This is a genomic window from Marinospirillum alkaliphilum DSM 21637, assembly GCF_900119735.1.
Lineage (GTDB): Bacteria > Pseudomonadota > Gammaproteobacteria > Pseudomonadales > Halomonadaceae > Marinospirillum > Marinospirillum alkaliphilum.
The window spans coordinates 30,034-54,295 of the sequence record NZ_FPJW01000008.1 but is presented as its reverse complement, the minus strand read 5'-3'; the positions used below and the strand labels follow the sequence as shown (position 1 = coordinate 54,295).

General features: G+C 55.8%; 18 protein-coding genes. 7 read left to right on the top strand and 11 right to left on the bottom strand.

The genetic code is table 11. The annotated features are described in order from the left end of the window. Positions 1-79: 79 nt before the first annotated feature. From BT114_RS11070 to BT114_RS11045, 6 genes are read right to left on the bottom strand one after another with little or no spacing between them, the layout of a single operon-like run. A complete protein-coding gene (locus tag BT114_RS11070; protein ID WP_072326533.1) occupies positions 80-1,432 on the bottom strand; it encodes a BatD family protein in 1,353 nt (450 codons plus the stop codon). Further along, positions 1,429-3,045 carry a hypothetical protein gene (locus BT114_RS11065; protein ID WP_072326532.1) on the bottom strand — a complete coding sequence of 539 codons (1,617 nt, stop codon included), beginning with the start codon at positions 3,043-3,045 and terminating at the stop codon, positions 1,429-1,431. Before BT114_RS11065 ends, BT114_RS11070 begins: the two co-directional genes overlap by 4 nt. Then, positions 3,042-4,040, bottom strand: coding sequence for a VWA domain-containing protein (locus tag BT114_RS11060; RefSeq protein WP_072326531.1), 999 nt, complete (start codon positions 4,038-4,040; stop codon positions 3,042-3,044). Before BT114_RS11060 ends, BT114_RS11065 begins: the two co-directional genes overlap by 4 nt. After that, positions 4,019-4,504 carry a DUF4381 domain-containing protein gene (locus BT114_RS11055; protein WP_072326530.1) on the bottom strand — a complete coding sequence of 162 codons (486 nt, stop codon included), beginning with the start codon at positions 4,502-4,504 and terminating at the stop codon, positions 4,019-4,021. Before BT114_RS11055 ends, BT114_RS11060 begins: the two co-directional genes overlap by 22 nt. 49 nt (positions 4,505-4,553) lie before the next feature. After that, complete coding sequence (locus BT114_RS11050) at positions 4,554-5,465, bottom strand: DUF58 domain-containing protein (protein WP_072326529.1); 912 nt, start codon at positions 5,463-5,465, stop codon at positions 4,554-4,556. Further along, positions 5,462-6,421, bottom strand: a complete 960-nt coding sequence (locus BT114_RS11045; RefSeq protein WP_072326528.1) for an AAA family ATPase — start codon at positions 6,419-6,421, stop codon at positions 5,462-5,464. The genes BT114_RS11050 and BT114_RS11045 overlap by 4 nt, the downstream gene beginning before the upstream one ends. 162 nt (positions 6,422-6,583) lie before the next feature. On the opposite strand from BT114_RS11045, the gene BT114_RS11040 reads away from it, so the two are divergent. From BT114_RS11040 to BT114_RS11030, 3 genes are read left to right on the top strand one after another with little or no spacing between them, the layout of a single operon-like run. Next, positions 6,584-11,428: an NAD-glutamate dehydrogenase gene (locus BT114_RS11040; protein WP_072326527.1), complete on the top strand. Its 4,845-nt coding sequence runs from the start codon at positions 6,584-6,586 to the stop codon at positions 11,426-11,428. A 20-nt stretch (positions 11,429-11,448) separates the two neighbouring features. After that, entirely contained in the window at positions 11,449-11,673 is a 225-nt protein-coding gene (locus BT114_RS11035; protein ID WP_072326526.1) for a DUF2835 family protein, read from the top strand. 18 nt (positions 11,674-11,691) lie between these two features. Next, positions 11,692-12,339, top strand: a complete 648-nt coding sequence (locus BT114_RS11030; protein ID WP_072326525.1) for a response regulator — start codon at positions 11,692-11,694, stop codon at positions 12,337-12,339. A gap of 8 nt (positions 12,340-12,347) precedes the next feature. On the opposite strand, the gene BT114_RS11025 is transcribed toward BT114_RS11030, so the two are convergent. The 3 genes from BT114_RS11025 to exaC all read right to left on the bottom strand — a co-directional run bounded on the left by BT114_RS11025 (position 12,348) and on the right by exaC (position 16,496). Next, the gene (locus BT114_RS11025) at positions 12,348-13,736 is read right to left on the bottom strand and encodes an ATP-binding response regulator (RefSeq protein ID WP_072326524.1); all 1,389 of its coding nucleotides are present in this window, start codon (positions 13,734-13,736) and stop codon (positions 12,348-12,350) included. Positions 13,737-13,740: 4 nt separating this feature from the next. Next, a complete protein-coding gene (gene nosP / locus BT114_RS11020) occupies positions 13,741-14,889 on the bottom strand; it encodes a nitric oxide-sensing protein NosP (RefSeq protein WP_072326688.1) in 1,149 nt (382 codons plus the stop codon). Between the two features lie 86 nt (positions 14,890-14,975). Then, complete coding sequence (exaC, locus tag BT114_RS11015; RefSeq protein WP_072326687.1) at positions 14,976-16,496, bottom strand: acetaldehyde dehydrogenase ExaC; 1,521 nt, start codon at positions 16,494-16,496, stop codon at positions 14,976-14,978. Between the two features lie 215 nt (positions 16,497-16,711). On the opposite strand from exaC, the gene BT114_RS11010 reads away from it, so the two are divergent. Both BT114_RS11010 and BT114_RS11005 read left to right on the top strand, forming a co-directional pair. After that, the gene (locus tag BT114_RS11010) at positions 16,712-17,734 is read left to right on the top strand and encodes a quinone-dependent dihydroorotate dehydrogenase (RefSeq protein WP_072326523.1); all 1,023 of its coding nucleotides are present in this window, start codon (positions 16,712-16,714) and stop codon (positions 17,732-17,734) included. 75 nt (positions 17,735-17,809) lie between these two features. Next, positions 17,810-18,751 carry a chemotaxis protein CheV gene (locus BT114_RS11005; protein WP_072326522.1) on the top strand — a complete coding sequence of 314 codons (942 nt, stop codon included), beginning with the start codon at positions 17,810-17,812 and terminating at the stop codon, positions 18,749-18,751. 92 nt (positions 18,752-18,843) lie between these two features. Here the strand turns inward: BT114_RS11005 and BT114_RS11000 are convergent, their stop codons facing one another. After that, the gene (locus BT114_RS11000) at positions 18,844-19,236 is read right to left on the bottom strand and encodes a response regulator transcription factor (protein ID WP_072326521.1); all 393 of its coding nucleotides are present in this window, start codon (positions 19,234-19,236) and stop codon (positions 18,844-18,846) included. Positions 19,237-19,363: 127 nt separating this feature from the next. Between BT114_RS11000 and BT114_RS10995 the strand changes: the two genes are divergently transcribed. Next, complete coding sequence (locus BT114_RS10995) at positions 19,364-21,931, top strand: response regulator (RefSeq protein ID WP_072326520.1); 2,568 nt, start codon at positions 19,364-19,366, stop codon at positions 21,929-21,931. Between the two features lie 181 nt (positions 21,932-22,112). Next, positions 22,113-23,705, top strand: a complete 1,593-nt coding sequence (locus tag BT114_RS10990; RefSeq protein WP_072326519.1) for a methyl-accepting chemotaxis protein — start codon at positions 22,113-22,115, stop codon at positions 23,703-23,705. An 11-nt stretch (positions 23,706-23,716) separates the two neighbouring features. On the opposite strand, the gene greB is transcribed toward BT114_RS10990, so the two are convergent. Continuing rightward, on the bottom strand, positions 23,717-24,250 hold the full coding sequence (gene greB / locus BT114_RS10985; RefSeq protein ID WP_072326686.1) for a transcription elongation factor GreB: 534 nt from the start codon (positions 24,248-24,250) through the stop codon (positions 23,717-23,719). Between the last annotated feature and the right edge of the window lie 12 nt (positions 24,251-24,262).

Sequence of the window (24,262 nt, the reverse complement as noted above, 5' to 3'; positions counted from 1 at the left end):
CTAAAAGGCGACCAAGGAGTCTACGAAGCCACACGGGTGAGCGCAAGCCCTGGCCATGCCTGACTGTGAAACTAATGAATCATGGATTAAGGGGAGGTAGCTCATCCTCCTCTCGAATCCACCAGCGTTTAAAAAGGCGCAGTGCCAGCACCAGCAGCAAGACACTGATAACCAGCAACAACAATCCGGCCAGGCCGGTCCAGACCAGGCGACTCCAGTTCGGTGGTGGTGTACCACTGTCCAGCCCAGCAGGTGACAGGGTTTCAGGCACACCGCTCACCTCAGCAGCACCGGGCTGGACCAGCACGGCTGGCAAGGTTTTGCGCACCACGCGGGGTTGATGGGCCTGCACATCCCACCAGTGCACTGCCAGTTCTGGCAGTGCCAGACGACCCGATGCCTGAGGATGCAGCAACAATCGCTGACGCAGGCTACCGACCAGTAAGCCATCCACCAGTCGATCCCGCATTTCTTCACTCAGTGGCTCCACCCGCCATTGCCCCTGCATACCTCCGGCAAAACGGGGCAGGTTACGTGCCTGCTGCCCAACCACATCCAGCTCCACTTGCAGTTCCAGTGCCTGACCGGCAGCCAGTTGTTGTGAAGCACTGACACCCTGTACCGTCAGCTGTGCACCCAGTGCCGGTAACCAGGCACGCTCGGTCGGCCAGTCAGCCGGGATGGAGCGTATCCGAAGGGGCAGTGCAGCAACTTCAGCTTCATACCGGCGGCTGTCACTCTGGCCGGGTAAGTTCAGCCGGGCACTGAAGTAACGGGGTTGTACCTGTGCGCTGGTTTCATGCAACTGGATCAGGTGTTGCCAACGTGCTTCCTGCCAACGGGTACCGCGCTGGCTGAAACCCTGTTCACGCCCATCACCCAACTCACGTACTGTAGCGCCGGTGACCTCCAGTTGACTCAGACGTGGCTCCACCGGATAACCCTGATAACGAATCAACAATTCATAAAGCAGTGTCTGACCGACATAGGCCTCGCTGAAATCCACCCGATGCTGCATTTCCAGTGGTTGACGCGGGGTCTGAACCGGCGTTCCTGCAGGTCGGCGGGCGGCTTCAATCAGGATTTCAAATGGCGGGGATGCACGACCATCCACCCGCAAGGGCGGCAAGGACAGGGTACGACTGATGCTGTCTGGCTGACGATGCTGCAACAACAACAGCCAGCGGTGCTGGAAATCCCCTCGGGCACTCTGCTGTACCTGATGGGTCTGTTCCAGCAATTCAAAATGACTGCTCCAGCCATCCGGCCAGATCAGTGTTGGTGCCTGCTCGCGACTGCTGCGGGTTTCCACCAGCAGCTCCAGGGTTTCACCAGCGGTCAGGCGTGGCTGACTGACCGTCAGCAATACCGCCCAGGCGGCCGGGCTGATCAGCAAAAGCAATGCTGACCCGATGCTCAGCCAGCGCTTCATGGTTGCTGCTCCCGCAGTTCAGTCTGAAAGCGCAAACGCAACAGCCGCCAGGGGTCTTCCTGCAATTGTTCCAGCTGCTGCTCCTGGACGTCGTCCAGCGGTGTACAACCGGGACAGCTGGCCTGACGGCGGGGCTGCCATGGCTGAGGCTGGGTCTGTGAATCGGCCTCCCCGCTATCACCGGCTTCCGGCTGCCGCTCACTGCCACCACTGCAGGCCTGTTGCAAGGCTTGCTGATCCGGCAGGGGTTGTTGCGCCAGAAGGGCCTCTGCCAGCACACGGTTGATGCAGGGTTCAATGCGCTGCGGTTGCAGCAGCTCCACCTGACGCAACAGCACCAGTGCGCGCTCCACTTCTGCGGCCAATAACAAGCTGGTACCGGCATTAAACAGCAGATCAGCCTGACGTTTGCCGGTTTCGACTTCAGCGGCAGCCAGAACAAATGCCTCTGCCGCCTCAACATAACGCTGCAACTCAAACAGCGCATGACCTTTCAGTTCATTGCTGCGAGCCTGTTGCAAGGCCCTGGCTGGCTGTTGCTGCTGCAAGGCCTGCCAGGCACGATAATCCTTGTTAAAAGGCCCGCCTGCCAGTAATGGTCGCGGCATTAAAAAACCTGCACACAGCAACAACACCATACCTGGCAACAGGCTATACCTTATTTTTTCTGTCCAGCCCCGTGGCAAAGGCTGACCTGTTGCATGCCAAGCCAGCAGTAACAGACCCGGCAACAGCAGCCAGTGCCCCAGCTCCCGAAACAACGGAACACCGGCAGCCACCACTGCTGCGCCGGCTGCAGACTGATTGATTTGCTGCAGCCGGGCAGCAGCCTGTTGGGAGTGCAGCAGTTGCAGGCGGTCAAACTCCTGCCACTGCTGTTGCTGTGCCTGCGCGTCTGCCGGTGTGGCATCCAGCCAGACCAGCACCAGGGCATCCACCCGGTCTGGCATCAGGCGCATCAGACGCTGCATCTCTGCCGTGGAAGGCAGTACCGGTGTCAGCCACAGCCACTGCAGGCTGCCCGACAGGCGAGGGTCTGCCGCCAGTTGCCCGGTTGTGGCCGCCAACCGGAAGGCTGCTTCCGGCTGTTGCCCAGCGCGGGGCATCACACTGGGATGAGTCAGACTGAGCAACTGACGCAGGGTTGCCGCATCCTCGGTCATCGGACTGGCCAGATGAGCACTGCCGGCATAAAAAATCAGTGCCGTCTGCCCTTGCTCACGGCTGTTCAGCAGGGGTACCAGCAAACGCTGGCTCAGTTCCAGCCAGCGATGGGCATCCGCAGTGCCACGTATTGGTGGGGACAGTTGCTGCAGAATCACCAGTTCCTGACGCGGCTGGGTCAGGTTGTCTGAAGGCAGGGTATAACCCGGACCGGACAGTGCCAGTGTCAACAGCAAAGCCAACAGTCCGGCCATCAGTCGCGGAGCGATCAGAAGCTGAGCACTGCCGCTTTGCTGTTGTGCCGCCAGCAACAGGCGTGCAGCCAGTTCCGGTGGCAGGATTTTCTCCCAGCCACCCGTCTGTTGTTGTGAATGAACCAGTCGCAGCACCAGCCAATAGATCAGGGGTGCCAGTAACAGCAATAATGGACGGGCAATGAATTCATTCATGAGCGGCTACGCCTTTTTAACCCGCTCAGTGATGGGTGGCTCCATCCACTTTTTTTTGCACTGTTTCCTTTTCCAGACCAGACCAGCAACAGCGCAATCAACAGCGCCAGCAGCAACGGCCAGTGCGCGAGGGATTGAGAGGGATTAAAGCGTTCCACACGGGTCTGGGGTTCCAGATGGTTGATCTGCGCGTAAACCTGCTCCAGCTCCCGTCGTGAAAAAGCACTGAAAACTTCACCACCGGTCTGACGGATGGCTGAAGCCATGTCTGGCTCGGGATTGAGGTCCACCACAATCAGATGGGTGCGGATGCCGGAAGCTTCGGCCATCGCCAGTGCCTGCACCGGACTGAGCTGTCCGGCATTGTTGGCACCATCCGTCAGCAGCAGGATCGCTGCCTCTCCTTCGGTCTGACGCAGACTGCGTACTGCCAGGCCCACTGCATCACCAATCGCTGTACCAGGGCCGGCCATGCCCGGCTGCAAACCCTGCAACTGCTGCAGCAACAGGGCATGATCGAGGGTTTTGGGAACATAAAGATAAGACTGGCCACCAAACACCACCAGACCCATGCGATCATCCGGGCGGCCATTCACAAAAGAGCGCACCACCTGGCGCACCTGATCCAGCCGGGTACGCCCCTGCATCAACTCATTCATGCTGCCGGAGATATCCACCACCAGCATCAGCTGACGACTGTGACGATTGATTTCCAGCTCGGCATGACGCCATTCAGGGCGCGCCAGCGCCAGCACCAGCAACAGCCAGATCAGCAAACGCCAGTCAAGCCGCCGCCTGACCCCACCAGTGACAGCCTCAGCAGCAGACACCGGCAGATTGGCCAGCGGAAGTTTTAATGCGGATTGACCTGTCTTGGGGGTTACATCAGGGGCTGCACCGGCTCCAGCTCGAAGCCAGCGATGCAACAGCCAGGGCAGACCGGCCAGTGCCAGTGCCCAGGGCCAGACCAGCGTCAGGTTTGCCGACGTATCCATGCCCGAACCAGGCGCTGCAACTTGTCAGCATCAAAGTGATCCGGCTCGGCCTTGTAGGCTCCCCAGGCCAGCACCCGACCACTGCCTTCCCGGAAACCCGGATCATCACCCCGCTTGCGACCGCGGCTCCAATCCAGAAAATCCAGCCAGTCTTCACCGGTCAGGGCCGCCACCTTTTCACGACGGAAATTACGCACCGCAATGCGGCGCAGCAGCAGATTCAATTCATAGAGGTAACGCTGGGCGTCCCGGGTATCACTATAACGCTGCTGAATGGCTTCCAGCTCACGATAGGCATAACGCCGCACATGGGTACGCCGGTACCAGCGCAGCAACACCAGCAACACCAGCAGCAGCAACAGGCCACCCAGTACCGCCAGCAACCAGGGCTGAGGTGGCCAGGCATCGGGTACTTGCGGAGGAACAAGAGGGGCAATGCGTTGTTTCAGTTCTTCAAGATTCATGGCTGGATATTTTGTCAGTCCCTGCGGTAAGGCGGATATTCTACCTTGTTTATGCAAAGATTCCTGTTGTTTGAGGGTAACTTTGACGTGAAAAAAGCTGCTCCATCCAGTTTGATCCACTACTGGTATCCAGTTGCAGGTAGCTTCCACTCTGCCCCAGTGCCTGTCGCAGTGCCTGTTGACGGGCATGAAAAGCTTCAGACCACTGCTGCTGCAGGTGTTTGCTGACCCTTTCAAACTGGCCGTTCAGCCACACAGGCCCGGCATCAGCAGGCAGGGTGTGGTCCAGCGGATCGGTCAAATGCAGTACCTGAACCGGATGACGTCGAACCAGTTGTTTCAGCAGAACAGCAGACTGCCAGCCGACAAAATCACTGATCAGCATCACCAGACTGCCACGCGGCAAACGCCGGGCAAAGGCATCCAGCGCAGCATCCAACTGACCCGCTGGCCGCAACTGCATGTCCGCCAGTTGCGCAGTACAGTCTGCCAGCCGGGCCAGCCAGGGGCTGTAGGTCTGGGGCCGATCCACCGGCGCCTGCCAGTAACGCTGCTGGTCAGTTTCAATCCAGCCACCGACCTGATCCTTGCCCTGCAGCGCCGACCAGCCCAGCAACCCGGCCACCCTGGCAGCCAGCACTGCCTTGCTGCCCGCCTGACCAAACTGCAGTTGTGATGCCAGATCCACAAACAACATCAAAGGGCGACGATGCTCTTCATGAAAGGTACGGGTATAGGGTTCACCCCGCCGTGCAGTGACCTTCCAATCCAGATAACGTAGATCATCACCAGGTTGGTAACTGCGGATTTCCCGAAACTCCAGACCACGCCCGGTGCGCGGCCCGGCATGACCACTGCTGGCCTGATGCCCACGCCGGTAGAGCTGATCCAGCTGCAGGTGACGGGCTGCGGCCTGCAACCCCTGCAGCTCGGCCAGCGTCACCTGCAGTGCCAGTGTCATGCCAGTGCCACCAGACTCAGCAGGCGCTGAATCACAGCATCCGCACGCACGGCTTCGGCATCCGCTTCATAACTTAATAACAAGCGATGGCGCAGCACATCCGGCGCCAGCTCACGGATATCTTCCGGCAATACCTCCTGCCGCCCTTTTAACCATGCACGGGCACGGGCACAACGATCCAGTGCCAGGCAGGCACGCGGGCTGGCACCCAGTTGAATGTAACGGCCCAGCTGAGCATCATAACGCCCGGCATGACGGGTGGCCTGTACCAGATCCACAATGTAACGCTCCAGCGGCTCTGCCAGATGCACCTGCTGCACGGCACGGCGTGCCTCCAGTATTGCGTCACGAGTTAATGGCGACTCAGTGGCAGCAGGCTGAACCTGTTGCTCACTGCGCACCAGACGCATGATGGCCAGTTCCTGCTCAGCATCCGGATAACCCACCCAGGCATGCAGCAGAAAACGATCCAGCTGAGCTTCCGGCAAGGGGTAAGTACCTTCCTGCTCCAGCGGGTTCTGGGTGGCCATCACCAGAAACACCTCCGGCAAGGGGCGGGTTTTGCCACCGGCAGTCACCTGACGTTCAGCCATGGCTTCCAACAGGGCTGACTGCACCTTGGCCGGTGCCCGGTTGATTTCATCGGCCAGCACAAAGTGGCTGAACAAGGGGCCGGGACGAAAGGCAAACTCACCGGTCTGCGGACGAAACACTTCCGTACCGGTCAGATCAGCCGGCAACAGGTCCGGAGTGAACTGAATGCGCTGAAAACTCACCTCCAGTTGCCGGGCCAATGACTGGATGGCTCGCGTTTTGGCCAACCCCGGTGCACCTTCCACCAGCAGATGACCATCCGCCAGCAAAACCACCAACAAACGTTCAGTCAGGGCTTGCTGACCAATCACCGAACGGCTCAGCTGTTCATGAAGCTGTATAAAACGGGCATGGACACTCATCAGCTCTGGTCTATCCTCTTAACTAACAATCAGCCGGGTAAACTTGCTACAACAGCATCCGGTATACCGGGCTGGCATGAACACTTGATTCCGGAGTGAATCAGGCGTCTGATTGTAACAGCTGACCAGAGCGGAACAACAAAACAGGCATCAGGAGCTAACATGCAAAAAATGCAGACCGCATTACGGGAACTGATCGGAACACTGAAACAACCCCTGAGCAAACACCTGCCGGAAAGCACCTGTGACCAGGTGATCAGCTTTGCCTCACAACTTTATGAAAATGCCGCAGTGGATGAGTTGGCACTCTGGCCGGAAGAAACCTTTTATGGCACCACCCTGTCCCTGTGGAACTTCCTGCAGGAATACAAAAAGGGCGCCCCCCGACTGGAAGTCTTCAACCCGGATTTTGAAAAACACGGCTGGCAATCTTCCCATACCCTGATCCAGGTGCTGAATCCCGACATGCCGTTTCTGGTCGATTCCCTGCGCATGGAGCTGAACCGCCGCAACCTGACCGTACACACCATTCACAATGCCATTTTCGGTTGCCAGCGTAACAACAAGGGACTGCTGCAACAGGTCGGACGTGCTGATGCTGAAAAGCTGTTACCTGAATCCCTGATCCTGATCGAAGTGGATCGCATCAGTGATGACAAGGAGCGCCATGAACTGCGTGATGGCCTGCTGGACGTGCTGACTGAAGTGCGCACGGCAGTGGAAGACTTTGCCGCCATGCGTAACAAGGCCCTGGAGTGCAGTAAAATCCTGGCAGGCAAGCCGCTGCAGAAAAAACTGGCAAAAGCGCTGGATGCCAGTGCACTGGACGAAGCCGCATTGTTTTTTGAGTGGCTGGCCGACAATCACTTCACCTTCCTGGGTTATGACGAATACCGCCTTGAAGATCAGGATGGCATTCGCCAGCTCTGCAAGGTCAAGGGTTCCGAGCTGGGGCTGCTGAAACTGCCGGACAATCCGGCAGCCCGCTGTGTGCCGGAAAGTGATCCGAGCCATCACAACTTCATCCTGATCCCCGATCTGCTGAGTTTTGCCAAGGCACCGGCTGCCGCCCGCGTGCACCGACCAGCTCACCCCGATTACATCAGCATCAAAACCTTTGATAGCCAGGGGCAGATCATTGGTGAACAGCGTTTCATGGGGCTTTACACCTCTGCGGTTTATAACCAGACCCCGCGTGACATTCCGGTATTGCGCCAGAAGGTACGGGCGGTGATGGAGCGTATTGGCATGGTGCCCTCCACCCACAACGGCCGCCAGCTGATGCAACTGCTGGATGTTTACCCTCGTGATGACCTGTTCCAGATTGATCTGGATGAACTGACCAGCACTGCGCTGGGCATCTTTAACCTGCGTGAGCGCCGCAAGGTACGCGTTTTTATCCGCAAGGACAGTTACGGCAAACTCTATTCAGCGCTGGTGTATGTACCACGTGATATTTACAGCACTGAACTGCGCCGCAAGACCCAGAAGGTCTTGTGTGAAGCCCTGGATGCCGACTTCATTGAGTTCACCACCTACTTCTCCGAGTCGGTGCTGTGTCGCACCCAGTTCATCCTGCGTTTCCGCAAGGATGAAGCGGTGGACTACGACCTGAAAGAAATTGAACAACGCATCATCCAGGTCACTCGCTCCTGGAATGACAGCCTTTATTCAGCCCTGTCCGAAATCCAGGGAGAGGAACAGGCCAACCAGTTGATTCGCCTGTACCGGGATGGTTTTTCTGCGGCCTATTGTGAAGACTTCACCCCGCGCCATGCCGTGAATGACATCAACCATTTTGAAATGCTGAAAGATGGCAAGGTCATTGCCCTGAGCCTGTACCGCACCCTGGAAGAAGCCGACCAGTTGCGCTTCAAGCTGTACCAGAAAGGCCAGCCGCTGCTGCTGTCCGACGTGCTGCCGGTGCTGGAAAACCTCGGCCTGAAAGTACTGGGAGAGCGCCCCTACGAAATCATCCGTGACGGCGAAACCTGCTGGATGCATGACTTTTCACTGAACCTGGCACTGAAAGGCAATGACTCACTGGATCTGGCTCAGATCAAGGACACCTTCCAGACCGCCTTTCTGAAAACCTGGCTGGGGCAGGCAGAAAGTGATGCCTTTAACCGGCTGGTGCTGGCTGCCGGACTGGACTGGCGCAAAGTGGCCATGCTGCGGGGTTATGCCCGTTACATGAAACAGATCGGCTCCACCTTTTCACAGGATTACATTGCCGCCACCCTGGTGAATCATCCTGACATCACCCGCAAGCTGGCCCAGCTGTTCAGCCTGCGTTTTGATCCGGACCAGAAACGCTCTGAAGCAGCCTGCAACCAATGCATCAGCCAGATCGATCAGGCCATGGAAAAGGTCGACAGCCTCACGGAAGACCGCATTCTGCGCCGTTATCTGGAGCTGATCCAGGCCACTCTGCGCACCAACTTCTTCCAGCTGCAGTCCGATGGTCAGCCCAGGGCCGCCATCAGCTTCAAGCTCAATCCTGCTGCCATCAGTGACATCCCGCAACCCTGCCCGCGCTTTGAGATTTTTGTTTATTCCCCCAGGGTGGAAGGGGTGCACCTGCGTTATGGCAAGGTGGCACGAGGTGGTCTGCGCTGGTCGGATCGCCACGAAGATTTCCGCACCGAAGTGCTGGGACTGGTGAAGGCCCAGCAGGTGAAAAACGCAGTGATTGTTCCGGTGGGTGCCAAAGGCGGCTTCATCTGCAAACAGATGCCCGACAACCCCGACCGGGAAACCTTCATGGCTGAAGGCATTGCCTGTTACCAGACCTTCATCCGCTCGCTGCTGGATGTGACCGACAACCTGATCCAGGACCAGATTGTACCGCCACAACGTGTGGTACGGCAGGACGAAGATGACCCCTACCTGGTAGTGGCTGCCGACAAGGGCACCGCCACCTTCTCGGACATTGCCAATGCCATTTCCGCTGATTATGGCTTCTGGCTGGGTGATGCCTTTGCCTCCGGCGGCAGCGCCGGTTATGACCATAAAAAAATGGGCATCACCGCCCGCGGTGCCTGGGTGAGTGTGCAGCGCCACTTCCGCGAACTGGGAGTGGATGTACAAAAAGACGAATTCACCGTGCTGGGTATCGGTGACATGAGTGGTGACGTGTTTGGCAATGGCCTGCTGTTGTCAGACAAAATCCTGCTGACGGCAGCCTTCAACCACAAACACATCTTTGTGGACCCGAATCCGGATGCGGAAAAGAGCTTCAAGGAGCGCCAGCGGTTGTTTGCCCTGCCGCGCTCCGGCTGGGATGACTACAAGGCCGAACTGATCTCCGAAGGCGGCGGCATCTTTTCCCGCGAAGCCAAAAGCATTGTCATCACCCCCCAGATGAAAGAACGTTTTGCCATCACCGCTGATCGACTGACACCGGCCGACCTGATCTCAGCACTGCTGCAGGCACCGGTGGACCTGATCTGGAACGGCGGTATCGGCACCTACGTCAAGAGCCGTCTTGAAACTCACGCCGATGCCGGCGATAAAGCCAATGACGTGCTGCGCATAGACGGTCACCAGTTACGCTGCAAGGTGATCGGTGAAGGTGGCAATCTGGGTTTCACCCAGAAGGGTCGTATCGAAGCCGCCCGCGCCGGTGTCAAGGTGAATACCGACTTCATTGACAATGCCGGTGGTGTGAACTGCTCAGACCATGAAGTCAACATCAAAATCCTGCTGCAACAGGTGATGCAGGCCGGTGATCTGACCCTGAAGCAGCGGGATGAACTGCTGGAGCGGATGACCGAAGAGGTGGCACAGCTGGTACTGCGTGACAACTACTCACAAGCCCAGGCGCTGGCCATTGCCCAGCTCGACAGCCGCAACGGACTGGGGCATTACCGACGCCTGATTTCCACCCTGGAAGAAGAAGGCAAACTCAACCGGACACTGGAAAATCTGCCGGATGATGCCAGCCTGCAAGAGCGTGAAGCCGAACGGACAGGGCTGACCCGTCCTGAACTTGCGGTACTGCTGGCCTATGCCAAGGCTGACATCAAAAACGCCGTGCTGGAGTCAGAAGTACCGGAAGACCCCTGGTTGGGCCTGGCCATCAAACGCGCCTTCCCGGAAGTCATTCTGGAGCGTTATGCCGAGCCGCTGAGCCACCACCGCCTGAAGCGTGAACTGATCACCACCATGCTGGTCAACGAGCTGGTGGATCACATGGGCATCACCTTTGTGCATCGCCTGAAGGACACTGCCGGGCTCAGCGTACCGGACATCGTGCGGGGTTATGCCGTCAGCCGGGATGTATTTGACATTGTCAGCCTGTGGAATGCCATTGAAGGTCTGGATCACCGGGTGGATGCGGCCCTGCAACTGCAGTTGATGCATGATCTGACTCGCATGATGCGCCGTGCCACCCGCTGGTTTGTGCGCAACCGCTTCACCGGACTGACGGCCCGTGAAGCGGTGGACCACTTTGCACCACGGGTGCAACTGATTGCTGAACAGATTGGTCAGCGCCTCAGCGGTGATGACAAGCTCCACTGGGAGGCTCGCCGCGATCAGTTACTGGCCAGCGGCGTACCGGAGCAGCTGGCCGAACGTCTGGCGGGCATTGGGCTGCTCTACTCGGCACTGAACATCATTCAGGCTGAACGGGATACCGGGCAGAATCTGGCACTGGTCACCGAGGCTTATTTCCTGCTGGGACAAAGCCTGCAACTGCCATGGCTGAAACAGCAGATCACTGATCTGGCAGTGCATGACAGCTGGGAAGCCATGGCGCGGGAAGCCTATCGGGATGAACTGGATGATCGCCATCGCCTGCTCACCGTCAGTCTGCTGACTCTGGAGGACGGTGCCAGCGATCTGCAGGTGCGCATGGAGCAATGGCTGACCCACTTTGGCAATCAGACCGAACGCTGGAACAGCCTCTTGCACGAAGTGCGTGGTGGCAGTAATGTGGGCTACCCCTTGTTTGCCGTGGCCATGCGTCAGCTGGCCGTTCTGTCGATGAGTGACATCGAGTAGCCTGTAAGCTGTTGACTGCAATGCCCAGTGTGTATGTACGTATCAAAATGTCTGCGGCTGAGTGCCTGGCCTTCTACACCAGCCAGGCACCCAATGTGAAAACCACCACAGTGGATGGCCGCAGCATCATTTTTCCACGACGCATCATCCGCCAGATGGTTGACCAGACCGGCATCAATGGTCTATTCCGGCTCAACTATTCGGACACTGGGCAATTCCTTTCCATTGAGCGGGTATCCAATTGAGTGAGGAAGAAGTCGCCTGTGCACACCTTTCTGATCGCTGATGATCACCCCTTGTTCCGTGAAGCCATCATGCAGGTGATCGCCGGGCACTTTCCTGAATCACGCCTGCTTGAAACCCAGAACCTGGAAGCAACACTGGCGCTGCTGAATCAGAATGACAACCTCGATCTGCTGTTGCTGGATCTGAACATGCCGGGCATGCAGGGATTACAGGGACTGACCCGTCTGCACCATGAACACCCCGGTGTACCCATTGTGATGGTCAGTGCCGAAGAAGATCGCAAGGTGGTTTTGCAGGCATTGGCAGAAGGTGCTGTCGGATTTATTTCCAAAGCATCATCACGCCAGCAGATTCTGGCAGCATTGGAGCAGTTGCTGGCAGGCCAGGTTTATCTGCCACCCCAGATCCTGCGCCAGACAGAAACAACTGCCCCCACTGAAACCCGGTTGCTGGACCCGGAACGCCTTAACAGCCTGACACGTAAACAACGACTGGTGCTGGAGCGTATGGCGCTGGGTGAATCCAACAAGCAGATTGCCCGACACCTGCATCTGGCTGAAACCACCATCAAGGGGCATGTATCCGCCATTCTGGATCGATTGGGGCTGAGCAATCGGGTGCAGGTGGCACTGGCTGCAAGGGAAATCCTGCCACCGGATGCCTGAAGCATCACTCACCGGTCTGACGCTATCTTCAACAGGTGCACCAGCAGCTGACGCAAACGCAGCGGTTTGACCGGTTTATACAATAACTGATAGCCGCGTTGCTTCACTTCGGCCTTCAGCTGATGACTGTGATTGGCCGTGATCACCAGTACCGGCAGCTCCACACCGGTTTTCTGCTGCAGGTTCTGCACCAGATCCAGACCGGACACCCCGGCACTCAGGTGGTAATCCACCACCAACACGTCTGGCAAGGCTCGCTCTTGTGACAACAGCAGATCCAGCCCTTCGGCATGTTGTGCCGTTCGAACGCCACAGCCCCAGGTGTGCAGCAAACGCTCCATGCCTTCGCAGATGGACAGGTCGTTATCCAGAACCCAGATGCGGGCACCACTCAGTTGCAGACGAGGCAGGGTGCCCACAGCAGTACGAAGCTGTGGAAACTGCCCTTCCGGTGCCAGTGGCAAGGTCACACTGAACATGGAACCTCGCTGTAGGCAGGAGCGAACGGACACGGGATGTTTCAGCATGCGTGCCATGCGATCCACTATCGCCAACCCCAGCCCCAACCCCTGATCACGGTGATTGGCAGGGTTGGGCTCCAGACGCTGAAACTCCTGAAAAATCATCCCCAGCTTGTCTTCCGGTATTCCCGGCCCGGTATCCAGCACCTGCACCACCACTACACCGGACTGACGACGACACCCCAGCAACACCTTGCCCCCGGGCGGTGTGTAACGCATGGCATTGGCAAGGAAGTTACGCAGGATACGCGCCAACAGATGCAGGTCCGTCTGCACCGGTACACTGCAGGCAACATAACAAAACTCAATGCGTTCACTGCGAGCCACCTGACGGTATTCAGCAGCCAGGTTATCCAGCAGGTCGCGCAGGGTGAACACACTGAGGTCCGGCTGAATCACCCCGGCATCCAGTTTGGAAATATCCACCAGCGTACTCAACAGGTATTCAACATCAGCCAGCGAATGGCTGACCGATCGCACCAGATGCTGCAACCCTGTATCCAAAGGTTGCTCCTCCAGGGCGCTGGTAAATAGGCGAGCAGCATTTAAAGGCTGCAACAAGTCATGACTGACGGCCGCCAGAAACCTGGTTTTGGACAAATTCGCCTGCTCTGCATCCTGCTTGGCTTCCAGCAACCAGCCTTCGATCCGTTTACGATCACTGATCTCTTGCAGCAGTTGCTCATTCAGGTGTGTCAATTCTGCCGTGCGCGCTTTTACCTGTTCCGCCAGGGCTGCAGCCTGCTCAAAACTTGCATAGGGCGAAGAAGACAAACCACTGCCTGCTTCCACCCGCTCAATCAACGCCTGATTAATTTTATTCAGTCGGGCATTTTCGACCTTTAATGCCTGTAGTTCCTGCTCCCTCGCATTCATCCATTCATTCCTTTTCCACCTTGCCCCGCCCCAGCACCACACCCGTGAAGGTCTGATTAACATGCAAACCGGCATGATGCTCACCGTAAGTGTTGAACCCAATCACCCGGTGCTTCGCCAGAAAAGCTGACGTCTGCTCGCGCTCCCCGCGCTGCTCACTCTCCAGGCGTCGCAAAAAACAATCACAGCCCAGGGTGATCAGTGGCTGACCGATGCGGGACTCAATATCACTTAAACAGGTCTCCAGGTCTTGCAGCATGGCCTGAGGCTGCATACGCGTCAGTACACTGCCCTTGCCGACAGCACAATAAAAATCAAGGCTCAGGTCCGGGTTCACCCGCTGGATGGAACGGACGTAATAATCCTGCCCCAGCTTCACCGCCAGCGGGTGCAGAGCAAAAATATCCGGTGTCAGTTGTTCTGGTGTCAGCCCAATCAATCGGGCATAAGCCTCGGCTGCCGGTTCAGCATTCAATTCACTGACTCGCCGGGTCAGCGGGTCTGCTTCAGTCACCACCAGCTTGCTGTCCAGTGGTTGCATGTGATGGGTAGTGAACACGTCAAACGGCAGTGATGTTTCTACCAGAATGACCACCGCAGCCTGGGTGTGGAAAGCCCCATCATGAAAAACATGGGTATTGGTCAGATGAATATCATCCCCGGCAGAGCCACCAAAATGTGGCGTACTGCCCAGAGCAGCATCCAACGCTGCCAGCACCAGCTCTTCCTGACTGGACAGACCGTCAAACAGGGTTAAAGCAAAATGCCGCCAGTCCGCCCGATGTGGATGGTCAGACTGCAGTAGCCGGTTGATCAGCTGCTGAGCTTCAGCCAGGGCAAAACCATCCAGCGGCTGGATCAGGGCAGCATTCAAATGAAAAAAATTGCGATGAAAACCCAACGCCACAATCGAGCCACAGGCATAACCATCAGGGGTCAGCTCACCTGCTGTGGTACAACCACTGAGGGGAACACCGGAAAAAACCTGGTTGAGCGCCTCAGCCAGTTGCGGAAGGTTGTATTCAGCCGAACAGAAAAACACCACCCGGTCGAGATCCGGGTGGTGCAGTGTGCCAGCCAGCTCTCTGGCTGCCTTGAAAGGATCGGCGGCGGAAGAAGCCGCTGTCAACACAGGGGGACTGATCTCGGACAAGGCGCAGGCTCCATCAACAGCAGCATTGTTTAAGGTTTCAGCATACATGCCACTGTTGATTGAAGCCAACCCTGACCCGAATCAGATCAGAAGAACCCCAGAGGGTTTACGTCATAACTGACCAGCAGGTTTTTGGTCTGCTGGTAATGATCCAGCATCATCTTGTGGTTTTCCCGACCGACACCGGATTTTTTGTAACCACCAAAGGCCGCGTGTGCCGGGTAATGGTGATAACAGTTGGTCCACACACGCCCTGCTTCAATGCCACGACCCATGCGATAGGCGCGGTTCATGTCACGCGTCCAGACACCGGCACCCAGACCAAACTCCGAGTCGTTGGCAATCGCCAGTGCCTCAGCCTCATCTTTGAAGGTGGTAACAGAAACCACTGGGCCAAAGATTTCCTCCTGAAATACTCGCATGCGGTTGTTGCCTTTTAACAGTGTGGGCTGAATGTAATACCCCTGACTGAATTCTCCATCCAGCCGTTCGCTGCCCCCACCAATCAGGACTTCTGCCCCTTCCTGGCGACCAATATCCAGATAACCCAGAATCTTGTCATACTGCTCCTGTGAAGCCTGAGCACCCACCATCACCTCGGTATCCAGTGGATTACCACGCTTGATCTGCTGACTGCGCTCAATCACCCTGGCAATAAAGGCATCATAAATATCTTCCTGAACCAGCAAGCGGGAAGGACAGGTACAAACTTCACCCTGATTGAAGAAAGCCAGTACCACCCCTTCAATGCACTTGCTCAGATAGCTGTCTTCAAAGTCCATCACATCCTTGAAGAAAATATTGGGTGACTTGCCACCCAGCTCCACCGTGGACGGAATGATGTTTTCAGCCGCACACTTCATGATGTGGGAACCGACCGGAGTGGAGCCGGTAAAGGCAATTTTGGCAATGCGTTTACTGGTGGCCAGCGCCTGACCGGCTTCAGCACCATAACCATTCACCACATTCAACACACCGGGTGGCAGCAGGTCTTCGATCAGCTCAATGAACTTCAGAATCGACCAGGGTGTTTGCTCGGCCGGTTTCAGAACAATGCAGTTGCCGGTGGCCAGTGCCGGAGCAATTTTCCAGGCCGCCATCAATAGCGGGAAGTTCCAAGGAATGATCTGCCCCACCACTCCCAGTGGCTCGTGAAAATGATAAGCCACGGTGTTGTTGTCGATTTCACCAATGGAGCCTTCCTGCGCACGAATCGCACCGGCAAAATAACGAAAGTGATCCACGGCCAGCGGCACATCAGCGTTCAGGGTTTCCCTTACGGCTTTGCCGTTGTCCCAGGTTTCGGCCACGGCAATGGCTTCCAGATTCTGTTCCAGTCGATCGGCAATTTTTAGCAGCAGGTTGGAGCGCTGTGTAACGGACTGAGCACCCCAGGCGGCTTTGGCTGCATGGGCGGCATCCAGTGCCAGGTCGATGTCTTCTGCGGTGGAGCGCGGCACCTCGCAGAAGGCTTGCCCCGTCACGGGTGAAATATTGCTGAAGTACTGTCCCTTGACCGGAGCCACCCACTGGCCGCCGATAAAGTTCTCGTAGCGTGCTTTAACACTGGTCACTGCGCCCTGCTGGCCGGGTTGTACATAAATCATGATGCATTCCTCATTGTTGTTATTGGATGGATCATTGTTGCTTTTGATTAAAAGGGGTTTTGTTACCCGGTTCATAGTGGCAACACGGCCTGTGGTTTACCATTGCACTTCGGCACTGAAAAAAATCAGTACTTTGGTAGGTGGTTTGCGAGGGCACAAACACCTGCCAGCAGGTATAATGCCGCCAGACTTTGACCCCTGCTGCGGAGCACTCCATGTATTCTCTGGCCAGAAAAATCCTGTTCACCCTCTCCGGCGAAGCTGCACACCAATTGGCACTGGAAAGCCTCGATGCAGCAGCACGCCTGCATCTGATCAAAACCTTTGCCAGCCCGATGCTGCAGGCGCCGGTTGAGGTGATGGGATTAACCTTTCCCAACGCGGTGGGATTGGCAGCGGGCCTGGATAAAAATGCCGATCACCTGAACAGCCTTGGCCAGCTAGGTTTTGGTTTTATTGAAGTGGGTACGGTGACACCCAAACCCCAACCGGGCAACCCCAGACCCCGCCTGTTCCGCATCCCCGAACAGGAGGCGATCATCAATCGCATGGGCTTTAACAACAAGGGACTGGAACATCTGCTACAGCAGGTCAAAAAACGTCAGTACCAGGGACTGCTTGGCATCAATCTGGGCAAAAATCTGACCACACCAGTGGAAAAGGCCGTCGATGATTATCTGATCGGACTGGAAGCGGTTTACACCCAGGCGGACTATGTCACGGTTAATATCTCATCGCCCAACACCCCCGGCCTGCGCAGCCTGCAGTATGGCGAGGCCTTAAAAGACCTGTTGCAACCACTGAAAGAAGCCCAGCAGCGCCTGGCGGATCTGCACCAGCGTTATGTACCGCTGGTGGTGAAGGTGGCACCAGACATGAATGATGAAGAACTGCAGAGCCTTGCCAGAACCCTGCGTGAGTTGAAACTGGACGGCGTAATCGCTACCAACACCACGCTGGATAAAACGGCTGTTGAGGGTCTGCAATACGGTGATGAGCAGGGCGGTCTATCCGGCCGCCCCCTGACTGAAAAAGCCAATAGCATCACCCGCAAACTGGCTAATGCGCTGGAAGGTGAGCTACCGATCATTGGTGTTGGCGGTATTTTCAGTGCTGAAGATGCAGTGGCACGCATCAAGGCCGGTGCCAGTCTGATCCAGCTTTACACAGGTTTTATCTACCGGGGTCCAGGACTGATCCACGAATGTGCTGAAGCCATTGCAGCAATAAAAGACTGATGCCTCTTGCTTCCCACGGCCCAACTGGGGTTGAATAGAACATAACCATACAAAAAGTCACGGGAAGGGCGGCAAATGAGCAAACTCCTGCAGAATGTCAACCAGCGCACCCAGCTTGCTGGTGAAAACCGTCTGGAGTTATTGCTCTTCCGCCTGCAAAACGGCCAGCTTTATGGCATCAATGTCTTTAAAGTCAAAAAGATCATTCCCTGCCCCCCGCTCACCCAACTCCCTTACCACCACCCCCATGTGGTGGGTGTGGCCAATACCATGGATGGCCCGCTGCCCATCCTTGACCTGCTCAGTGCCATTCAATCCGGCAAGGTGACCGAACCCCGCAAACAGAGTGTGATTGTTTGTGAATACAATCGGCGCATGCAGGGGTTTCTGGTAGATCGCATTGAAAACATCGTCAACCTGCAGTGGAGTGACATTCTGTTGCCCCCCAAAGGCATTGGCCACCGCCATTATCTGACCTCTGTGACCCGGGTGAACAACCAACTGGTGGAAATCATTGATGTGGAAAAGGTGATTTCTGAAGTCACACCGGTCCCCGAACAGATGAACAGCAAAATATCGGAAGACTTTGCTGCCCTGAAGGAATCCAAAGTACCGCGCACTGTACTGGTGGTGGATGATTCGGTGGTGGCACGCAACCAGATCAAGCGCTGCCTGGCCGAAGTCGAACTGGACTCAGTGTTGTTAAAGGATGGCAAACAGGCGCTGGATCACCTGACCGAAATGGTGAATGAAGGCAAAAAACCTGCAGAAGAATACCTGATGGTGATTTCCGACATCGAGATGCCGGAAATGGATGGTTACACCTTCACTCGCAAGGTGAAGGAAGATCCACGCATGAAGGATATTTATATCCTGCTGCACACCTCACTGTCCGGGGTATTTAACAAGAGCATGGTAACACGGGTGGGAGCCGACAATTTTATTGCCAAATTTGATGCTGACGACCTGGCCAGCTCTGTACTGGACCACTTTCGCAAACGCAGTTCGCCAAGCTGAACTGACATCTGCAAGCCAGATAAGTCTGACAATCCCGGCAAACCTTTAAACCCCCTGCGGTGACCAACCCACAGTGTTCAACCCGCAGGCTGTCAGCCAGCCAGCAGCGCCTTGTTGATCACTTCAGCAACACGCACACCACTGAAAGGTTTCAGGATATAACCATTGGCACCGGCATCAATGGCCTGATTAACACTGCGCGCCTGTGCATCACCGGTAATCATGACCACCACTGTGTCAGGCTGCTCAGACTTGATGGTCTTTAATACATCCAGACCATTCATTTCCGGCATTTCAATATCCAGGCAAACCACCTCCGGTTTAAGACGACGAAACTCATCCAGCGCTTTTGTACCGTTGGACGCCTCACCAATCACCAGAAAACCCTGATCTTTCAGCAGCTGTCGCAGCAGGGTACGCATGACCGGGGTATCATCCACAATCAGCACACTGCGTTTTGCATCTTCAGTATTGATTTCGTTCACGCTGTCTTATCCAGTCATCAAATCAGGGACCAGTTTAGCGCCCTGCAGGAAGTTTCCAATGACACTCAATGTTACATTTTGTTATCATCAAGTGCTCATGTAAACCAGCAGTACAGGAGAAGCCCGGGTGAAGCAGTCCAGCGATCTTGCCATCCTTTATGATATCGCCCTGAGCATGGGCTCCAGTGCGGATCTGGACACCCTGCTGCAAGATGCACTGCAAACCCTGCTGACACGTCTGAATGCCAGTTGCATTCAAGTGCTGCAGGCCATTGAGCACCGTGAAGAAATCCGTCACGAAGGTCTGGGCGAGGAGGCTGTTTGCACCCTGCGACTGGAATGGCAACCCAGAACCTGCCTTCCCTGTTTATCACAACACCAAACCCTGAATTGTCCCGAACTACCACAACTACCCACCTATATCACTGACTGGCCGAGCTGGAGCCGTCAGTTACCCATGCAGCTTGATGTTGATCAAGGTCATTTATACCTGTTTAACCTGCCAGGGTTTGGGTTACTGCTTTTACTCAAAGAAGATCAACCGCTGTCCGATAGCCTGTTCCAGGCGCTACCACCGCTGATGGACAAACTGGGGCGCTTCTGCCGAGGCTGCCTGAATGAAGCGGAGCTTCATCGCCAGATTGAGGTTGCCCGCGCTGCCAGCAAGGCCAAAAGTCAGTTTCTGGCTAATATGAGCCATGAAATCCGCACCCCCATGAACGGCATTATTGGCATGCTGGAGCTGGTACTGGGTACCGAGCTGGAGAGGGAACAAAAAGAGCATCTGGATCTGGCGCGCATGTCAGCAGAGCACCTGCTGGAAATCATTAATCACCTGCTGGATCTGTCCAAAATTGAAGCAGGCAAGCTGGATCTGCAACCCCGCGTGTTTGATCTGCCAGAACTGATTGGCCTGACCATGCGCAGCCTGTCCAGCCGCGCGCAACTGAAGCAATTACAGCTGCACTATGACATGAGTCCGGACCTGCCACGCTATGTTTATGCAGATCCATCACGCTTACGCCAGATGCTGATTAACCTGTTGGGCAATGCCATCAAATTCACCCAAAATGGTGAGGTGCATTTAACGGTTGAGCGTCTGTCTGGATCAGACAACCCGCAGCCGGTTATTCGCTTTAGTGTCCGTGATACCGGCATTGGCATGTCCCCAGAGGCCCTGCAGAAGGTCTTTGAACCCTTTGAGCAGGTTAACAGCGAGCGTAACCGCCAATTTGAAGGCACCGGGCTGGGCCTATCCATTGTGCGTGAACTGACCCACATGATGCAGGGCGAGGTTTTTGCCAGCAGTGTGCCAGAACAAGGGTCCGTATTTACGCTGCAAGTGCCGATGAGTGAAGCTGAACAACCTGAAAGCGGTACCATCCAGAACATCAACCTGACTCGTTATCGGGTATTGCTGGTGGATGATCAACCGGTCAATCGGCGTGTTTTGTCTGCCATGTTAACGCAACTGGAAGTACCCCACGGCTTTGCAACCTCTGGCCCCGAGGCCTTGTTCCAGTTACGCCACGAAGCGGAACATCAACCCTATGATCTGGTGTTATTAGATGCCAACCTGCCTGGCATGGGTGGTTTTCAGGTTGCAGAGCGCATCACCAGAGACCCAGCCATCAAAAACACTCAGGTGGTGATACTCACCGCCTCTGCCGAAGCAGGTGATGCTCAGCGCTGTCGTGATCTGGGATTAACCGGCTACCTGACCAAACCCATCATCATGACGGAACTTCACGCCACCTTGAATCAGGTACTGGGGCAGGTGAAAGTCCATCAATCCGGCCTGCAAGGCAGTAATGATGAGCACTATAGCCGTGGATTGAACCTGCTGCTGGCGGAAGACAATCCGGTTAACCAGAAACTGGCCATTAAATTGCTGGAACGTTATCAACATCAAATCACCGTGGTTCCGGATGGCCAGACAGCGCTGGAACTTCTGCAACAGCAGGATTTTGACCTGGTGCTGATGGACGTAATGATGCCGGTCATGGATGGACTGGAGGCCACACGCCAGTGGCGCGAATATGAGCAGGCACACCATTTACCCCTGACGCCCATCCTGGCCATGACCGCTAATGCCATGCAAGGGGATCGTGAGCGCTGTCTGGCAGAAGGCATGCAGGGTTATGTTGCCAAACCGGTGGTTCCCACCCTGCTGTATGAAGAAATGGAGCGCGTCATGCAGCAGTATGCCCCCCAGAAACCGGAAGAAGAACGCCTGCAAGGCACTGGTGAACTGGATGATCTGCTCGACATGGCTGATGCCTTGCTGGCTGAGGTCATTCATCCTTCTACAGAAGAAGAAACCGAATCATCTGAAAACACCCCTATCCAATGGCAAAAAGCGCTGGACTCACTCGGTGGTGATGAAAGCCTGTTATTGCAGGTGTTGCAGATGTTTATTGATGATTATCCCAGCTACCAGCAGCAACTGGAACAGCACTGGCAACAACAGAATCAGGCAGAACTCGGGGCCACTGCCCACACCCTGAAAAGCCTGCTGGCAACCTTTGGCGCTGAAGCAGCAAGATCCACCGCTGCTGATCTGGAGCAAGGTGCCAAAAATGGTGTCTCTATGGCAGAACTGCAGCCTCTGTATGAAAACCTACAAGAACAGCTGCTCCAGCTCCTGCCCCAATTTAAAGCACTGACCCAGCAGAAAAACTTTAATAAGATATAAAATTAAAAAACCTTTAGATGCTTTTTGATGATAAAGCCTTGATATGGATCAATAGTTATTTGAGTCCTGAACGACTAAATTTGATGCGCATCAGCCCAGTCATTCCTTGTTCATAAAAATAAAGCAGACTGGTCTGGTTATTGCTAGGGAATAAAAGCAACTATAAAGCGGGGATTCACCAATGCGTATCAATGAACCTGTCACCGGCCAGGAACATCCGGTTGAAACAGACATCCAGCTCATCACCATCACCGACCTGCGTGGCATTATCACCTTTGCCAACGACGACTTTGTCAAGGTTTCTGGCTACAGCCGTGACGAACTGGTTGGCCAGAACCATAATTTGATCCGCCATCCGGACATGCCACCCGGTGCTTTTCAGGACCTCTGGAACACCATTGCTGCCGGTCGCTCCTGGAAAGGCATTGTCAAAAATCGCTGCAAAAACGGTGATCACTACTGGGTGGATGCTTATGTCACCCCCATCAAACAAGATGGCAAGATTGTCGAATACCAGTCAGTACGCACTGCCGCTCCCCGCGCGGCGATAAAGCGTGCAGACAGCCTTTACAGCCACTGGTCCAGAACAGGCCAGCTACCGGGCTATTTAACGCGTCCTCACATGTCACTGCTTCATGCCCTGCTGCTCACCATTCTGTTACCGGGTTTACTAGCCAGCGGCGGTATGCTGATGCTGGCACCAGGCATAACGGCCAGTTTGCCATTATTGGCAGCACTGGTTGCCTGCCTGGGTGCTGCAATGCAATTGCAAGGTTTGCGACAACTGCAAGCCGGAGCCCAACGTGTTGGTGCCAGTCGCATCATGAGCTACGTCTACACCGGCCGCCAGGATGAAATTGGCAACATAGGTTTTGCCTTGCGTACTCGCAGCTCTGAACTACGCGCTGTGGTAGCACGCCTGTTCAACAACAGTGGTTATCTGCGCCGCAGCAAATCCCGCTCTGACGAGCGCCTGCATGAAGCCTTCCATTACATTGAAGAACAAGGCAGCCGAATCACTGAAATTCGTCAAGCCATGCATGAACAGATTGAAAGCCTGGAACAGGTCATGGGCAGCACCGAACGCACCGCTGCTGCTGCCAGCCAATCTCAGGTTGCAACCCAGGAAGGGCAGCAAAAAATCCTGCAGGTGGCCAAGGCCATTGCCCATCAGTCCGAAGAGCTGGAGCTGGCACGCCTGCAGGTGGCCAGTCTGGCAGCCAGCAGTGAACAGATCGGGACGGTGATTGATGTGATCACCAGTGTTGCTGAACAAACCAACCTGCTGGCCCTGAATGCAGCCATTGAAGCCGCTCGCGCCGGGGAAGCCGGTCGTGGCTTTGCGGTGGTGGCCGATGAGGTTCGCAGTCTGGCGCAGCGCACCCATGACTCAACCCAGCAGGTACGCAGCATCATCACTCAGCTGCAGCACGACACCCAAGCCTCGGTAGAAGCCATTGGCAAGGGAGTTGATGCCTCCCAGGAAACCGTGGCGCTGGCTGAACAAATGCAACAATCCCTGCAGGAAGTGCTGGGTGCAGTGGATCAGATCAACCATCTGGCAGTTGAGGTTTCAGAAATGACGCGCCATCAGTCAGTACTGAGTGAACAGACCAGCCGCCAGGTCATGGAGCTTGCAGATCTGGCAGAGAAATCCGTATCTGCCGGAGATTCCGCCCGTGAGCAGGCAGACAAACTGGACATGCAAGTGGGCAACCTGCACCTGCTGGCCAGCAACTTCATTTCCAGCCTGAATGTGCAAAAACAGCAGTAAATAGTAACCTCTTATATCTCGGCATAACGGATATCCGTAATCACAAAAGCTGCCTCCCCCTCCGGGGTAGGCAGCAGCACTTCATCATCCAGCCGACGCCCCAGTAACAACCGGGCTCGTGGTGCATCAATGCTTAACAGTCCCTGACCGGCATCCGCTTCATCCGGCCCCACCAGACGCCAGCAGCTTTCTTCACCGGCCTCATCCTCCAGCGTGACCCAGGCACCAAAATACACCCGCTGTGGATCAGCCGGTGGGCGGTCCACCACCTTCAACACCTCCAGACGCTGATCCAGAAAACGGATACGCGCCAGCGTGCGATTCAACTCACGCTTGTTGTAAGTGTAATCGGCATTTTCACTGCGATCACCATTGGCAGCAGCTTCACGTACTTTCTGTGCCAGCTCAGGATGCCGCACCCGCCAGAGAAAATCCCGCGTGGATTGCATCCGCGCATAACCTTCCGGTGTGATCAAAGCGGTTTTTTCTTCCGCGCGCGGATCTTTGGCAGGGTCCCGCCAGCGGCTCATGTTACGGCCTTTCATTGTGTAAGCTTC

Bases quoted from the DNA above. Each gene is read 5' to 3' on its own strand.
- BT114_RS11070 (WP_072326533.1), bottom strand. From the start codon at position 1,432: ATGAAGCGCTGGCTGAGCATCGGGTCAGCATTGCTTTTGCTGATCAGC.
- BT114_RS11065 (WP_072326532.1), bottom strand. From the start codon at position 3,045: ATGAATGAATTCATTGCCCGTCCATTATTGCTGTTACTGGCACCCCTG.
- BT114_RS11060 (WP_072326531.1), bottom strand. From the start codon at position 4,040: ATGGATACGTCGGCAAACCTGACGCTGGTCTGGCCCTGGGCACTGGCA.
- BT114_RS11055 (WP_072326530.1), bottom strand. From the start codon at position 4,504: ATGAATCTTGAAGAACTGAAACAACGCATTGCCCCTCTTGTTCCTCCG.
- BT114_RS11050 (WP_072326529.1), bottom strand. From the start codon at position 5,465: ATGACACTGGCACTGCAGGTGACGCTGGCCGAGCTGCAGGGGTTGCAG.
- BT114_RS11045 (WP_072326528.1), bottom strand. From the start codon at position 6,421: ATGAGTGTCCATGCCCGTTTTATACAGCTTCATGAACAGCTGAGCCGT.
- BT114_RS11040 (WP_072326527.1), top strand. From the start codon at position 6,584: ATGCAAAAAATGCAGACCGCATTACGGGAACTGATCGGAACACTGAAA.
- BT114_RS11035 (WP_072326526.1), top strand. From the start codon at position 11,449: ATGCCCAGTGTGTATGTACGTATCAAAATGTCTGCGGCTGAGTGCCTG.
- BT114_RS11025 (WP_072326524.1), bottom strand. From the start codon at position 13,736: ATGAATGCGAGGGAGCAGGAACTACAGGCATTAAAGGTCGAAAATGCC.
- exaC (WP_072326687.1), bottom strand. From the start codon at position 16,496: ATGATTTATGTACAACCCGGCCAGCAGGGCGCAGTGACCAGTGTTAAA.
- BT114_RS11010 (WP_072326523.1), top strand. From the start codon at position 16,712: ATGTATTCTCTGGCCAGAAAAATCCTGTTCACCCTCTCCGGCGAAGCT.
- BT114_RS11005 (WP_072326522.1), top strand. From the start codon at position 17,810: ATGAGCAAACTCCTGCAGAATGTCAACCAGCGCACCCAGCTTGCTGGT.
- BT114_RS10990 (WP_072326519.1), top strand. From the start codon at position 22,113: ATGCGTATCAATGAACCTGTCACCGGCCAGGAACATCCGGTTGAAACA.
- greB (WP_072326686.1), bottom strand. From the start codon at position 24,250: ATGAAAGGCCGTAACATGAGCCGCTGGCGGGACCCTGCCAAAGATCCG.